The 14,239-nt window shown below is 64.5% G+C and carries 13 protein-coding genes and 1 tRNA gene; 7 read left to right on the top strand and 7 right to left on the bottom strand.

Features of this window, described 5'->3' with window-relative positions; genetic code table 11:
- The first annotated feature begins 57 nt into the window (after positions 1–57).
- Positions 58–2,217 (top strand): beta-glucosidase, encoded by a 2,160-nt coding sequence (locus tag RR_RS08965; protein ID WP_011223450.1) that lies wholly within the window; start codon positions 58–60, stop codon positions 2,215–2,217.
- Between the two features lie 109 nt (positions 2,218–2,326).
- Positions 2,327–2,716, top strand: a complete 390-nt coding sequence (locus RR_RS08960; protein ID WP_007190149.1) for a thioredoxin family protein — start codon at positions 2,327–2,329, stop codon at positions 2,714–2,716.
- Between the two features lie 2 nt (positions 2,717–2,718).
- Here RR_RS08960 and RR_RS08955 read toward each other — a convergent pair whose 3' ends face one another.
- Positions 2,719–4,920, bottom strand: a complete 2,202-nt coding sequence (locus RR_RS08955) for a thioredoxin domain-containing protein (RefSeq protein ID WP_011223449.1) — start codon at positions 4,918–4,920, stop codon at positions 2,719–2,721.
- Positions 4,921–4,974: 54 nt separating this feature from the next.
- A complete protein-coding gene (locus RR_RS08950) occupies positions 4,975–5,238 on the bottom strand; it encodes a hypothetical protein (protein ID WP_004960980.1) in 264 nt (87 codons plus the stop codon).
- A 152-nt stretch (positions 5,239–5,390) separates the two neighbouring features.
- Here RR_RS08950 and purD point away from each other — a divergent pair, with 152 nt between their 5' ends.
- Genes purD through RR_RS08935 form a run of 3 tightly spaced genes read left to right on the top strand, consistent with a single transcriptional unit; the run spans position 5,391 to position 8,867 of the window.
- Positions 5,391–6,743, top strand: coding sequence for a phosphoribosylamine--glycine ligase (gene purD, locus RR_RS08945; protein ID WP_004960982.1), 1,353 nt, complete (start codon positions 5,391–5,393; stop codon positions 6,741–6,743).
- A 58-nt stretch (positions 6,744–6,801) separates the two neighbouring features.
- Positions 6,802–8,298 (top strand): TrkH family potassium uptake protein, encoded by a 1,497-nt coding sequence (locus RR_RS08940; RefSeq protein ID WP_049938858.1) that lies wholly within the window; start codon positions 6,802–6,804, stop codon positions 8,296–8,298.
- Between the two features lie 20 nt (positions 8,299–8,318).
- On the top strand, positions 8,319–8,867 hold the full coding sequence (locus tag RR_RS08935) for an acyltransferase (protein ID WP_171814239.1): 549 nt from the start codon (positions 8,319–8,321) through the stop codon (positions 8,865–8,867).
- A gap of 6 nt (positions 8,868–8,873) precedes the next feature.
- Here the strand turns inward: RR_RS08935 and RR_RS08930 are convergent, their stop codons facing one another.
- From RR_RS08930 to RR_RS08915, 4 genes are all read right to left on the bottom strand, one after another.
- Positions 8,874–9,668, bottom strand: coding sequence for a mechanosensitive ion channel domain-containing protein (locus tag RR_RS08930; protein ID WP_004960988.1), 795 nt, complete (start codon positions 9,666–9,668; stop codon positions 8,874–8,876).
- A 2-nt stretch (positions 9,669–9,670) separates the two neighbouring features.
- Positions 9,671–10,480: a diadenylate cyclase DacZ gene (dacZ, locus tag RR_RS08925; RefSeq protein WP_004960990.1), complete on the bottom strand. Its 810-nt coding sequence runs from the start codon at positions 10,478–10,480 to the stop codon at positions 9,671–9,673.
- Positions 10,481–10,552: 72 nt separating this feature from the next.
- Positions 10,553–11,872 carry a cobyrinic acid a,c-diamide synthase gene (locus RR_RS08920; RefSeq protein ID WP_011223446.1) on the bottom strand — a complete coding sequence of 440 codons (1,320 nt, stop codon included), beginning with the start codon at positions 11,870–11,872 and terminating at the stop codon, positions 10,553–10,555.
- A gap of 2 nt (positions 11,873–11,874) precedes the next feature.
- Positions 11,875–12,915: a nicotinate-nucleotide--dimethylbenzimidazole phosphoribosyltransferase gene (locus RR_RS08915; RefSeq protein WP_011223445.1), complete on the bottom strand. Its 1,041-nt coding sequence runs from the start codon at positions 12,913–12,915 to the stop codon at positions 11,875–11,877.
- A gap of 86 nt (positions 12,916–13,001) precedes the next feature.
- On the opposite strand from RR_RS08915, the gene RR_RS08910 reads away from it, so the two are divergent.
- A complete protein-coding gene (locus RR_RS08910; RefSeq protein WP_049919159.1) occupies positions 13,002–13,226 on the top strand; it encodes a DUF7385 family protein in 225 nt (74 codons plus the stop codon).
- A 376-nt stretch (positions 13,227–13,602) separates the two neighbouring features.
- Here RR_RS08910 and RR_RS08905 read toward each other — a convergent pair.
- Positions 13,603–13,704, bottom strand: a tRNA-OTHER gene (locus RR_RS08905).
- 211 nt (positions 13,705–13,915) lie between these two features.
- Between RR_RS08905 and RR_RS08900 the strand changes: the two genes are divergently transcribed.
- On the top strand, positions 13,916–14,236 hold the full coding sequence (locus tag RR_RS08900; protein WP_007190157.1) for a cupin domain-containing protein: 321 nt from the start codon (positions 13,916–13,918) through the stop codon (positions 14,234–14,236).
- Positions 14,237–14,239 lie beyond the last annotated feature (3 nt).

Genomic DNA, 14,239 nt, shown 5'->3' with positions numbered 1-14,239 from the left:
CGAGACGCCGTCCTGACCAGTCGACACTCTAAGGCCCGCCCGGCCGTGAACTCCGGTATGGCCGATGACGACCACATTGAAGCGGTACTTGCCCGGCTGTCCCGTCCACAGAAACTCGCTCTCGTTCGCGGTGCAACCGACCCGGAGGGCACAGCGACGGGGTACCTTTCGGGTGTCGAGGAAGCCGGGATTCCGCCGTTTCGCCTCGTCGACGGGCCGCTGGGAATCCGCGCCGAGGGACAGCGTGCGACTGCCTTTCCGGCGTCAATTGCGACAGCAGCAACGTTTGACCCCGATCTGGCCCGACAACAGGGGGCGGCGATGGGCCGCGAAGCAGCGGCGCTCGGACAGGACGCGCTGCTCGCGCCCGGCGTGAACATCATCCGGGTCCCGCACTGCGGCCGCAACTTCGAGTATCTCTCCGAGGACCCAGTCCACGCCGGCGCTGTCGGGGCCGGCCTTATCGACGGCATCCAGTCCGCTGATGTCGTCGCCACAGTGAAACACTTCGTCGCCAACAACCAGGAGACACATCGCACGACCGTCAGCACCGAAGTGGATGAACGGACGCTCCGAGAGCTGTATCTTCCACCGTTCCGTTCGGCTGTTGACGCTGGCGTCGGGTCGGTGATGACGGCGTACAACCGAGTGAACGGCACACACATGAGTGACCACGGGCGCCTCGTCGGCGACGTACTCAAAAGCGAGTGGGGGTTCAACGGTTACGTCGTCTCGGACTGGTACGGGCTGGAGAGCACTGTCGGCGCGGCGAACGCAGGCATGGACGTAGAGATGCCCGGGGTGGCGGCCCCCGGGGCAGCGGAAGCCGCCAACAGCGACACTGCGGATGATGCCGAGGAGTTCGAGTGGCCCGACGGCATCCCGGACGCGACCCGCGCAGGCCTGTTCGGCGACCCGCTCGTCGAAGCCATCGACAGCGGCGAGGTTCCAGCCGAGCGCCTTGATGACATGGTCCGGCGGGTTCTCGGTCAGATGGACCGATTCGGGCGACTGGACGGCAGCCGTACCGCCGCCGAAGACGGTGCAAGCGACGACCAGGCGGGCGAACTCGACAGCCAGCGACACAGAGATATCGCTGCGGACGTGGCGGCCCGCGGAACGGTGTTGCTCGATAACGACGGGGTCCTGCCGCTGGCTGACGGAGCGGACGTGGCTGTCATCGGACCAAACATCGACGAGCCGAAATTGGGCGGGGGCGGCTCTTCCGAAACGACGCCGGTCCACTCGGTTACACCAGTCGCGGGAATCGAATCCCGCGCCGAGGGCGCGGTCACGACGGCGTTTGGCGTCCCGCAGATAGAGTCCGTTTCGCTGTTCGACCTCCTGCCGTTTGTCGGTGAGGACGACGATACCGACGGTACGGCAGCGGACATCGCCCAACAGGACCCGTCGCTCGACGACGCCGTCGACGCGGCCGCGGCAGCCGATGTCGCCGTGGTGTTTGTCCGCGATGCGACGACGGAGGCGCGGGACCGCGATTCACTGGCGCTCCCGGGCCAGCAAGACGACCTCGTCTCGGCCGTCGCGGCCACCAACGAGAACACTGTGGTCGTCGTCAGGTCCGGCGGCCCCGTGGAACTCCCATGGCGCGAGGACGTGGCCGCGGTCCTCGAACAGTGGTACCCCGGGCAGGCGGACGGGGACGCAGCGGCCGCCGTCCTCTATGGTGACCGTGACCCGAGCGGCCGGCTCCCGGTCACGTTCGCCCCAGAAGGCGAGTATCCGACCGCCGGGGCCGAACGCCGCTACCCCGGTGTCGACGACGAAGTCCACTACGATGAGGACGTCTTTATCGGCTACCGACACTTCGACGACGAAGACGCCGACCCGACCTATCCGTTCGGTCACGGCCATTCGTATGCGACGTTCGAATACGGCGATGCCGAAATCACAGGCGAGTGGACGGTCGCAGTTCCAGTCAAGAACGCCGCCGACCGGCCGGGCCGAGAAGTAATTCAGGCTTACGTCCGACCGCCGTCCGTGGACGGCGTCGACCGCCCGCGGCGCGAACTCGCCGGGTTCGAGGCTGTACAGTTAGATGCTGATGAACAGAAGACGGTAGCACTGACGCTGGACGACCTGGCGTTCTCGCGGTACGACCCGAATTCCGGCTGGACGGTCGACACCGGAACGTACACCGTCGAAATCGGCCGCTCGTCGCGAGACATTCGGACGACTGTTCCAGTCGACCGCTAGCGCGTCCAGCCCTATCCCAACTGAAATCCCGATGTATTAGCTGAAGCTCGTCTGACTCGCGGAATTCGTGGCCGGGGATTTCAAGCCCCCTGACTACATACAGCCGGTTATGAGTCAGACGCTCGAAACCATGGAGCCGAATCCGGTGTGGGTCGAAGACGCCTACGCTGACACCGTCGACGTTCTCACACGCTACGCTGACGAGTTCGAGTACAAGATCTGGGGCGGCGACTGGTGTAAGGACTGCCGGGCGCAGCTTCCCGACTTCGGGGCGGCGCTGAAAGCCGCGGGTGTCCCAGAGGGGCAGGTCCACCACTACCCCGTCGAGAAGGAAGACGACGGCTCGAAGACCGGCCCGGAGGTCGAGGCGTACGACATCGAACTCATTCCGACGGTCGTCGTCGAACACGACGGCGAGGAGATCGCCCGATTCGTCGAGGAAGAGCCGGTCCCTATTGCGGTGTATCTCGCTGACAAAATCGAAAACGCGATGGCGTAACTTTACTCCGAATCGTCGGCCGTTTCGCCCCAGTCTAACGCTGTCCCGAGGTCGTGTTTCGGCGGTGAACAGGCGAAGTTCCGGCAGGCGTACACCGTCGGTCGGTCGTCGACCTGCGTGCGGCCGGCCCAGATCGGCGGCGACTCGTCCACCTCCAGTGTGTCGAGCCACTGCTCGAAACGACTTTTCTCGGCTGGCCGGTGGGCCAGCAAGCGCCGCGGGATGTACTGCTCGGCGAGGGTCTCCGTCCACTCAGTCGGGTAGTCTGACTGGTCGCCGACCAGCGTGACCTCCAGCGCGCCCTGCTCGTAGGTGTCCGTCGCCAGCGTGAGCGAGGCGTGCTGGAGCGGGTTCGAGGAGACGCGGTCGGCGTGGGTTCGGATGACCCGCTCGGCCACGCTTTCGAAGCGGTCGTCCTCGCTGAAATGGGACAGCGACAGCAGGAGGTCGACGGCGACGCCCGTGCTCGACGGCGTCGACTGGTCGGTCAGTTCCTGGGGCCGTGCGACCAGCGATTCGCCGCCGGTCGGGGTAAAGAAGAGCGTGCCCTGCTCGTCGTCCCAGAACGCCTCCGTGATTGCCTGGCCGAGGTCCATCGCAAAGGCGAGGTGCTCGACGTCGCCGGTCGCCTCGAACAGCGTCAGCGCGCCGCGGCCGAGGAACGCGTAGTCCTCCAGATAGCCGTCAATAGCCACGTCGTCGTCCTTGTACCGGCGATTGAGTCGTCCCGCGTCGGCGTCCCACAGGTGCTCCCGGACGAACGAGAGGGCGTCGGCGGCCACGTCGGCATACTGGTCATCGAGGACAATCGCCCCCTCAGCGAGCGCCCGGATCATCAGACCGTTCCAGCCGGCCAGTACCTTCTCGTCGCGGGCCGGTCGCGGTCGGTCCTTTCTGGCCTCGAAAGTCTCGTTTAGCGCCCGCTGGAGGCTCGCCGTGATTTCGTCCTCGCTTCGCTCGTACTCCTCGGCCAGCACCGGCACCGGCTTGCGGACGGCGAGTACCGTTGCGCCCTCGAAGTTGCCTTGCTCCGTGACGCCGTAGTAGTCACAGAAGATGTCAGCGTCCGTCTCGTCGTCGACGGCGTCGTGGACCTGCTCGGGTGTCCAGACGTAGAACAGCCCCTCCTCCGTCTCGCCGTCGGGGTCGTCTCGCGGGCTTTCCCCGCTCGACTGTTCCGAGTCGCTTCGCGACTCGCTATGCGGCGCACTCTCGGCATCGAGCGTGCTGAAAAAGCCGCCGTCGGGGTGCTGGAGTTCGCGCTGGACGAACTCGAAGGTCTCCCGGACGACCGACGCGTAGCGTTCTGAGCCGATGGCCTGATAGCCCGCGAGAAAGGCCCGCGGAATCTCGGCGTTGTCGTACAGCATCTTCTCGAAGTGCGGCACGGCCCACTGCTGGTCTGTCGCGTAGCGGTGGAAGCCCCCACCAACGTGGTCGTACAGTCCTCGGTCGGCCATCACGTCCAGCGTCTCCTCGACGACGTTCAGGTAGTCTTCTTGCCCACCGTCAGCATATGCCCGCAGCAATGCGTGTAGTCGCCCGTTCTGGGGGAACTTTGGGCCGCCGGAGCCCCAGCCGCCGTCCTGCCGGTCGGCCCCGCGATGGGCGATGGTGCCGGCGGTCTGAATGATGTCCTCTGCGGGGTCCTCAGGGTCAGCCGGCGTCGCTTCGAGGTCACTCTCGATTGCCTCGGTCCACTGCTGGGCGCGGTTCTCCATCTCCGCGCGCTGTTCGGGGTCCGACCACGAGCCTGAAAGGCGCTGGAGCAGGTCGCCAAAGCCTGGCTGTCCGCGCTTCTCCTCCGGCGGGAAGTATGTCCCGACGTAGAACGGCTCCCCCTCCGGCGTGAGCCAGGCCGATAGCGGCCAGCCACCGCCACCGGTCACCTGCTGACAGATGCTCATGTACACCGAATCGAGGTCCGGCCGCTCCTCGCGGTCGACCTTTATCGGGACGAAGTTCTCGTTGAGTTGTTCGGCAATGGCCTCGTCCTCGAAGCTCTCCTCCTCCATGACGTGACACCAGTGACACGCTGCGTAACCAATCGAGAGGAAAATGGGAACGTCCCGCTCTCTGGCGGCTTCCAGGGCTGTCTCGTCCCAGGGCTGCCAGTTGACCGGATTGTCAGCGTGCTGGCGGAGATACGGGCTCTCCGCCTCGTCGAGTCGGTTTCGGGCCGTCGGGTCCGTGGCGTCGCTCATACCTGTGGCTGGGAGCGCCGCGGTGAAAAGGAACGCGACGCCGGCAGCGACGCCTCACTCGCCAGCCAGCCGGATTCCACGGGCAATGACGTACATCAGGACGACACCGGCTCCGATGGCGAGGATGAAATTACCGAGCAGGGCCAGTACTACACCCAGTACGGAGTTCTCCGCACCGAAGAACGCGATTGCATAGAGAGGGAGGCTCCCGGCAACGAACACGCCGATGAGCTTCGCGAGTGGCATGGCCTCTGAGAGTATCTGGGCCCTGTCTATCTCTCCTGTCGCGGGGTCGATGAAGGGGCGGGGAGGGGACATATCTCTGTGTGTCAGACAGTCGGGCAAAGTAGCTCCCGGTCTCCGTCCGGCGGACCTGCACACGAGCGCGCTCGACACAGAAACGACTGCCACAGTCAGCGCAAACCGGCGAAAAGACAATACTTACGTGAGAGCCCATCCGGCCTTCGGGTATGTCAGAGACAGTGCTGCTCGTGGGTGGCGGCGGCCGGGAACACGCGATTGCGCGCTCGCTCGGGAACTCGCCGGGAGAGCTGTACGCCTGTGCCGGCAACCGGAATCCGGGCATCGTCGCCCTCGCCGACGGCTTCGAGGCACTCGATACGACCAACCCGACAGCCGTGACGACCTACGCTCGAGAGGTCGACGCCACGCTGGCGGTCATCGGACCCGAGGCGGCCCTCGCCGCAGGTGTCGCCGACGCGCTGGACGACGCCGGTATCTACACATTCGGGCCACAGGAGCAGGAGGCCCGCATCGAGACGGACAAGGCGTTCCAGCGGCGGTTCATGCGGGAACACGATATCCCCGGCTGTCCGGATTTCGAGACGTTCGAGGACATGGACGCCGCCTGCGAGTACATCGACGAGTACGACGGCGACCTCGCGGTCAAGCCCGCCGGGCTGACCGGCGGTAAGGGCGTCCGCGTCATCGGCGACCAGTGCACTGCCGAGGAGGCCAAGGAGTACCTCCGGAGTTCCGACTACGACCGCGTCGTCCTCGAAGAGCGCCTCGTCGGCGAGGAGTTCACCGTGCAGGCGTTTGTCGCAAACGGGCAACTGCGCGTCACGCCGGCGGTACAGGACCACAAGCGTGCCTACGAGGGCGACGAGGGACCAAACACCGGCGGGATGGGGAGCTACTCCGACGCCAGCCTCCACCTGCCGTTCATGGACGAGGACGACTACATGGACGCCGTCGACGTGCTCCGGGCCACCGTCGAGGCCCTTGACGGGTACAAGGGCGTCCTCTACGGGCAGTTCATGCTCACCGAGACTGGGCCACGCGTCGTGGAGTTCAACGCTCGCTTTGGCGACCCCGAGGCGATGAACACGCTGCCGGTGCTCAACACGGACTTCCTCGACGTACTGACCGCCGCACGCGACGACGACCCCCTGCCACAGCTCTCCTTCCGCCCGATGGCGACCGTCTGCAAGTACGCCGTCCCGGACGGCTACCCGACCGACCCCGACGCCGGGGCGAAGGTACCAATCGACGACGACGTCATCGCGGAGGTCGTCAACGACCACCGCAAGCAGTCCGGTGACGACCCGGAGACGGCCCCGGAGGCGCTGCTGTGCTACGCCAGCGTCGACGACCGTGAGGACGGTATCTACACGACTACCTCTCGCTCCTACGCCGTTGTCGGCCTCGCAGAAACGATTGGCGACGCGGAGGCCATCGCCGAAGAAGCGCTTCAGCGGGCCGGCACGGAGGGGCTTCGGGTCCGCCACGACATCGGTACGGCCGACCTCGTCCAGCAGCGTATCGACCATATGGACGACATCCGCGGCGGCGCGGACTGAGCGCGTGGTGGCAGCGTCAGCGGTCACGCGCCGGAAAATCGCCGGGCGGTGAACGCCCTTGGCACTGACCACTGTCGACGTGCGGTCGCCGCTGAACGTTCTCGGTGCGATTTTGCAGTGGTTGGCCGTTCCGCTGGTGATTCCCGCACTGGTGGCTGTGTTGTACGGTGAGTCGCCGCTACCGTATCTCGTCACGATAGCGATTACGCTGGGCGTCGGCACAGCGCTCGCTCGCCTCCAGCGCGAGCGCATCGACGACCGCGAGGCGTTCCTGACGGTGTCGTTGGCCTGGCTGTCCATCGCCGTGGTCGGCGCGATACCGCTGTTCCTTGAGGGGACCGGCGTCTTCGCCACCCCCGTCAACGCGCTGTTCGAGGGAATGAGCGGCATCACCACCACAGGCGCGACCGTTATCCGGGACTTCGACGCCCACTCGCAGGCACTGCTGATGTGGCGGCAGGTCCTCCAGTGGCTCGGCGGCCTCGGCGTCCTGTTGCTCGCGACGGCCGTGCTCTCGCGGCTCTCGGTCGCCGGCGCACAGCTCATGGAGACGGAGACGCGGACCGAGAATGTGACAAAGCTTACGCCCGGCATCGAGGATACGGCGCGCATCCTGGGGTTGCTGTATCTCGGTCTGACAGCTGCTGCGGCGGCTATTCTGTTCGCGCTGGGAGTGAGCGGCCTCGCCCCGAAGATGACCCTCTTCGACGCGATTGCTCATGCGTTCACCGCCATCGCGACGGCTGGCTTCTCCCCACGGGCCGAGAGCATCGGCGCGTTCTCCCCGCCCGTCCAGTGGGCGGTGACGCTGTTCATGATCGTCGGCGCAACGAACTTCGTCCTGCTGTACGCGCTCGTTCGGGGCGACACTGACCGACTCCGGCAGAGCGAGGAGTTCCACTTCTACGTGGGGATTCTCGGGGTCGGCACCCTGCTCATCGGCGGCCTACTCGTGCTCGATCAGGGATTCACCGGTGGCGTCGGGGCGACGGTTCGCCACGCCGTCTTCCAGACCGCCGCCATCGTCACGACGACGGGCTACGCCTCAACGGATTTCAGCACCTGGTCGGCCGGCGCAAAGAACGTCCTCTTCGTGATGATGTTCATCGGCGGGATGGCCGGAAGCACCACCTGCTCTATCAAGACGCTGCGCTGGCTCATCGTCACCAAGTCCTTCTGGCGGGACCTGAACGTTTCGGCCCACCGTTGGAGTGTCCGCCCGGTCCGACTGGGACGGGAAATCGTCGACGAGGACACCGTCCGCGACGTGTATGCGTACACGCTGGTCGCGCTGGTGTTTTTCATACTCGGTACTGTCCTGCTCGTGGCCGACGGCGAGCGGGCGGGCGCACCGATAACCGAGTTCGAGGCCCTCAGCGCCGCCGCGTCGATGTTCTTCAACATCGGTCCGGCGTTCGGTCAGGCCGGCCCCTACGGGACCTACGAGGGATTCGCCCAGTCGAGCAAGGTGCTGATGATACTGCTGATGTGGGTCGGCCGAATCGAAATCGTCCCCGTGCTGGTGATGCTGACGCCGACGTTCTGGACGCGGTGACCGCCGGCGAGCCGACGGGTTTGATTATCGCGGCCCCGTACACGACAGACGTGAGTGGTCCACGACACGACCGGCTGCGCCAGCACCCGACGCCCGGCCCGCACAATTCCCTGTTCCCGTGGCCGGACGCCAAACACCCGCTCCGGGTGATGGTCAACTACGTCGTCATCCTCGTCTGTCGCATCTCGCCGAGCCTCCGGCTGAAGAACTGGCTGCTCTCGCGACTCGGTGTCACTGTCGGCGACGGCGTCGCGTGGGGCTTGGAGTCAACGCCGGACGTGTTCTGGCCGGAACTCATCACCGTCGAGGACCACGCTATCATCGGCTACGACGCGACGCTGCTGTGTCATGAGTTCCTGCAGGATGAGTACCGCACTGGCGAAGTCGTTGTCGGGGAGCGGGCCATGATTGGTGCGGGCGCGATTGTGCTTCCCGGCGTCGAGATCGGCGCGGGCGCTCAGGTCGCCGCGAACTCGCTGGTGGCTGCCGACGTGCCGCCAGAGACGACCGTTGCTGGCGTCCCGGCCGAACCGCTGGGCGCGGACGACGAGACAACCGAAGAAGCGTAACCTCACTTAGCCGCGAATACGGACGATACCCGTGTTGAACACGCGCTTGTTCGGGATGATGTACTCCTCGCCGTCGCTCTCGATACGCGTGACGAGGATGTCGACTTCTTGCACGATGCCGCTCTGGTCACCGATGACAATTTCGTCCCCGATGCTGTATGGCTCTGTCAACAGGAGGTAAAGACCGGCTGCACCGGCCTGCAGGATGTCCTTCAGTGCCAGTCCACAGACGAACACCAGCCCGAACGCGTACGCCCCGAGGAGAATGAGCAGGGCGAGCGTCTCGACGCCCAGTTGCCCGAGTGCGATGAGTACTGCCAGATAGAAGATACTGTACTTGACGAGTTCGGGCAGCACCGTCGCCTCGGGCATCTTGACGCTGCGCAGTCGCTCGGAGACGATGAGCTTGGCCTTGTCGCCCGCGATGAGGCCGATGATGACGGCGAACAGGGCGATAAACAGGTCAGGTAGGAACGACGTGAAGCGGGCCCAGTACAGTTCCGGGTCTGTCAGTTGCGCGATGTTGAGGACGGCGGTGACCGTCGTAATGTAGATAAACAGCGCCGCTAGGTTCGAGACGATGCCGACAGTTGATGTGCCGAGTCCCCGCGCCGTCCGCTCGAACGGTGTCCCCTCAACTGCCTCTGGCACACCGAGTTCGCGCATGAACCGCCGGGACGAGCGCCAGACGAGATAGCCGAGCACGATGCCAAACGCCAGTACCACGAGCGAAAAGACGAACGTTCCCTGTGGCGAGAACACCTGCCGGATGATGGTTGCCCAGTCGAAACCAAACTGCATCCTCAGTACTCCTCGGGATCGATCTCGAGGACTAACTCCCCGCCTTTGAACGCCCGTACGAGCCCGTCACTCTCTGAGAGAACGATAGCCGTCGCCATGGTGTCACGGGTGACCGCGCCGGCCGCCATGTGCCGGGCCCCGAGGCCCTTGGGGATGTCGACCCCCTCCGCGGAGGGTTCAAGATACCGGTATGCGGAGACAATCTTGCCGGCGTCGGAGATGACGAACGCGCCGTCGAGCCGCGAGAACTCCTTGAGCATCACGTTGACAATGGGGTCGCCGACGTGGACGTGGGACTTCTCGAAAGGGTTGTACGACAGCGGCCGGGACTTGTTCATCACCTTGCCGGCGTCGCCGACGACGAACAGAGCGCCGACAGGCTTGCCCTTCTGGCCTTTCTTCCCCAGTTCGATGGCGACCTCGAAGACATCACGGACGACACTTGCGTCCGCCCGCGAGTTGACGAACATGTCGTACACGCCGGAGGGTGAGAAATCGTTGGTCTGGACCCGCACGAGCGTGTTCTCGGCCCCGTCCAGCACCTCGGTCACACAGAGCACTTCGTCGCCCTCGTCGACGATGCCCTGCTCCAGTGCGCCCTCGATACCGAAGCGGAGGCGGCCTTCAAGGTCGGTGAAATCGATCGGTAGCTCGACAAACGGTTCCGCATCGAGAGTGTTCTCCGGGCCGACAACGACGATTTCTTCATCGACGTCGTCGAACTCCTCGAAAAACGACGCGTTCGGGGAAAACAGGAACACGGCGTCGACGTCTGCGACCAGGTCTCCGAGTAGGTCGCGCAACTCGTTCATTATCAGAACGAGGCTGTCTGCCGAAAAAAAGGTTGCGGGCAGTCAGCCACGCGTCCGACGGCTGGCCGTACGTCAGATATCCTTCGAAGGCACTGCAAGCAGACGGTCGAACGCGCCACTTTCGCCGTGGCAATGACAGTACGTCCCGATGGTGCTGTATTCTGTGAGGCCGTCGTGTTCGCCGTCGATACCGTCGCCCCGAACCATGTCGAAAGCGAACGACGCATCGCTGCCGAGGGTCGCTGCAGAGTAGTGGAACTCGTGTCCGCGGCGGTGCGCCCCCGACGTGGCCGCAACGGTGTCCGCCCGTGCCTCTAGCTCCACGTGGTCGAGCGCCTGATACCGGTCCTGCATCTCGATGTCTGCGGGGAGAACACCGGCCATCTCGTAGGTGTCGCCGTCGGTCGTCGTCAGCGACTCCGACAGCGCCATCAGCCCGCCACACTCGCCGTAGACGGGGACACCGTCGGCGGCACGAACGGCTATTTCATCGAGTGTCCCGCCGGTTTCGAGCGACTCGCCGTGGAGTTCTGGATAGCCGCCGGGCAGATATATCGCATCGGCATCAGGCACTGAGTCACCGGCGACCGGCGAGAACGGCTCGACGGACGCCTCAGACCGGAGTCGTTCGAGTACTGAGGGGTAGATGAAACAGAACGCGCTGTCCTGTGCAACGGCGACCCGGCGGTCAGCCGGCGAGTCGCCAGTATTTCGCTCCGTAGTCGCCACTTCCGGTGGTGCCCGTGCCGTTTCGACCAGCCGCTCGATATCGATGGTCTCTGCCGCTGTCGAGAGTGCGTCACGGTCGAGCCCGGCCTCTGAGCCCATATGTAGCCCCAGATGGCGGTCGGGAATCTCAAGGTCTGACATCGGCGGAATTCGACCGAAGTACGTAAGATCCTCGGGAAGCGCGTCCCTGATACCGTCGGCGTGCCGGCCGCCGTGGGCGCGCTGTGCGAGGATGCCGGCCACCTCGATGTCGACACCGATGCGGTCGGCGTACTGTGCGAACCCGAGCGCCGTCGCGGCGACGCTCTCCATGCCAGCCTTCGCGTCCACGACCAGAACAACTGGGAGGTCCAGCCCCTCGGCGACCGCTGCCGTCGACGTCTTCGTCCCGTCGTAGAGCCCCATCACGCCCTCCACGACGCAGATATCGCCCGTGCCGCGCCAGTAGGTCCGGCGCATCCCGTCCTCGCCCGCAAGCCAGGGGTCGAGCGTCCGCGACGGCGTGTCGACGAGTGCTTCGTGATGACTCGGGTCAATGAAGTCCGGGCCAGCCTTGGCCGGCTGGGGCTGATACCCGGCGTCTTCGAGCGCTGTCAAGGTCGCCAGCGTGGCAACGGTCTTGCCGACGCCGGAGCTTGTGCCGGCGAGAACGAACCCCTCCATGTTCACGTCCTCTCCTCGGCCGTTGCTGTGGGCGCGTCGCCGATCAGGTCGTCGTAGATGGCCGCAAAGCGGTCCCGAACCTCTGCCATCGGAATGCCGGCGCGGTCGGCCAGCGCCAGCGCGCCGCCCATCCCGACCCCCTCCTTGGCTTCGCCGGCGACGAACCGTTCCATCGCGACGTGGTCGCTCCGGTCGAAGCCGGGGTCCGTTACCGTCAGGTCGAGGTCGAGTCTGTCAACCGACGCCCGCACGTCGGCGCTCTCGTCGTCAGCCACGTAGCTTGTCGTCGCCAGTCCGAGCGGTCCCTCGTAGCCGCCGTGGCGGACCAGCGCAGCGACGGCGACGCACTGGCTGCCGCCGGCCAGCGTCACTGCGGTATCGCTCTCGACGGCCCCTGCGGTCAGCCCGGCGAGCGTTGCCAGAACGGGGTCACCCATCCGGCGGACCGCCCGTTTCGGTTCGTTTGCGGCGTCGCCCGGCTCCAGCGAACTGGCTTGCAGTCCCTCGGCGACCACCTCCGATTTCTGCGCTGTGGGGTTTTCGGGGAGCGACGAGGAGACCATCCCGTCTTCGCCCAGCGCACGGAGGACGCCGAGTGCCGTCGTCGTCCCGCCGGGAATGGTTTCGCCCAGATACAGCTCGTCGGCCGGGAGCGACTGGCCGAACTGTCTGGCGGCCGCGAACGCCCCGTGGGCCGTCGACACCGGGTCCTGCTCTGCGATGTCTTTTCCCGGGCGTGCGCCGACTGAGACTGTTGGCGCCCCCGTTTTCTCGGCCAGTCCGCCATCGACAACTGTGACATCAAATCCAAGGACTTCTCGGGCGGCCCGTGTCACCAGCGCTGGCGTCGGACAGCCGCTCGGACTGACTGGTGTCACGTCCGTCCGAACTGGTGTGCCGTATGTCACTAATTCAGCGTCTGCGGCGGGCGTTACCGACATTAGTTCGGGATCGGCTCCGGCGGCGCTGATCCCCGCCCGACCTGCGGTTTCCGTGGTTCCTGCGACGAGTGCAAAGCGCGTGCCGCCACCGGGTGAACTCATTGTGGTTGTATTACCACAAGTCAACTTTAATACCTTGGTGCTGGGGCGGCGTATGATTTATGCCGTACGCCCGCGGTAGCCCGAACATGGACGATTTTGACGAACTCCGCTCGTCGCTAACGCCGCGCGAGGATAACGAGGCGATCGCTTCTTACCAGAACACGACGGCCGTGGCCTGTCCGTCCTGTGAAGAACCGTTCGACGATATGGTCGTCTGCAAGCAGGAGTTCACGTCCCTCAATCTCGACTTCGAGATGGATCTCTGTACAACGATCAACGACGGGAGCGTTGTATTGTTCACCCATAAGTAGCTGACTGAAACCGGGCTACGGCGCCGCTATTTCTCCGAATATTCTCTGCACCAATGGCGTGGAATCCGGTACTGGCGAGCTATCGAAAAATCAGATATGATAACCACAGCGGTGACTTTTTATACAGCTCCCCGCATTGTTTCTAACAGGCACCATACTGGTGCCGCACCACCCCCACCCCCACCCCCACATTCCTTACCTTTCCACTTCCTGTGAGGCGTCGGATCCCACATCGACGCCTTGCACTACCTCACCGCCGACAGTCAATTCCAACTTTCAGCGGTACCGTAGTTCTTGATTAGCGACCCATCAGATACGGCCGACTGAGGTGCTGCTGAGAAAACAGACTGCAGTCGCTATCAGCGAGACGCAAAAATGGAAGGGGCGGGAGTCGAACCACGCGGAGCCCTTTGCGGGGTAACCACCAACCGATTCTGGCATGTTGGTTGGTAGCGCTCTACCACTGAGCCACCCTTCCAAGCTACCTATAATACGTTCCTGACAACCAAGTAAGTGATGATTCCGGGTGTTTCCGCACCCAAAACTCCTGATACTCTGCTGCGATTTAACCGGACGCTGGTCTGTGCCTTCCAGCGGCAACGCACAGGGTGTGAGTGGTATCGCCCCTGCGCTCTTTCTTTTCGGATTCACAACAACTTACTTTGTGCTGGCCAGCGACAGCAGTGGATGTGAGCTACACGAAAGTCAACTACACCGACGTGGAACCGGTCGCAGATGCGATGCACTTCCTCCGAGACCCGCTGGACTGTGAGCAGGTCGGCGTCACTGTACTGGACTGTGAGGCCGGCTGGACTGGCAAGCCACACGATCACGCCGACGAAGGCCATGAGGAGGTGTACATCCTCGTCGAGGGGACAGCCACCGTCGAGGTTGACGGCGAAAGCGTGTCTCTGGAAGCGGGCGACGCAATCAAGCTCCCGCCGGAGGCGGAACGGACAATCCACAACGGCGACACCGAGAGCACGTTCGTCCTCGTCGGCGCGCCCTGAAAT

This window comes from Haloarcula marismortui ATCC 43049 (genome assembly GCF_000011085.1).
In the GTDB taxonomy this organism is placed as follows: Archaea; Halobacteriota; Halobacteria; order Halobacteriales; family Haloarculaceae; genus Haloarcula; species Haloarcula marismortui.
Note: the sequence above shows the minus strand (reverse complement) of the source record. Positions and strands in the feature narration are given on the sequence as shown.

What these genes read in the sequence shown, in the direction of transcription:
- RR_RS08965 (WP_011223450.1), top strand. Translation starts at nt 58, where the DNA reads ATGGCCGATGACGACCACATTGAAGCGGTACTTGCCCGGCTGTCCCGT.
- RR_RS08960 (WP_007190149.1), top strand. Translation starts at nt 2,327, where the DNA reads ATGAGTCAGACGCTCGAAACCATGGAGCCGAATCCGGTGTGGGTCGAA.
- RR_RS08955 (WP_011223449.1), bottom strand. Translation starts at nt 4,920, where the DNA reads ATGAGCGACGCCACGGACCCGACGGCCCGAAACCGACTCGACGAGGCG.
- RR_RS08950 (WP_004960980.1), bottom strand. Translation starts at nt 5,238, where the DNA reads ATGTCCCCTCCCCGCCCCTTCATCGACCCCGCGACAGGAGAGATAGAC.
- purD (WP_004960982.1), top strand. Translation starts at nt 5,391, where the DNA reads ATGTCAGAGACAGTGCTGCTCGTGGGTGGCGGCGGCCGGGAACACGCG.
- RR_RS08930 (WP_004960988.1), bottom strand. Translation starts at nt 9,668, where the DNA reads ATGCAGTTTGGTTTCGACTGGGCAACCATCATCCGGCAGGTGTTCTCG.
- dacZ (WP_004960990.1), bottom strand. Translation starts at nt 10,480, where the DNA reads ATGAACGAGTTGCGCGACCTACTCGGAGACCTGGTCGCAGACGTCGAC.
- RR_RS08920 (WP_011223446.1), bottom strand. Translation starts at nt 11,872, where the DNA reads ATGGAGGGGTTCGTTCTCGCCGGCACAAGCTCCGGCGTCGGCAAGACC.
- RR_RS08915 (WP_011223445.1), bottom strand. Translation starts at nt 12,915, where the DNA reads ATGAGTTCACCCGGTGGCGGCACGCGCTTTGCACTCGTCGCAGGAACC.
- RR_RS08910 (WP_049919159.1), top strand. Translation starts at nt 13,002, where the DNA reads ATGGACGATTTTGACGAACTCCGCTCGTCGCTAACGCCGCGCGAGGAT.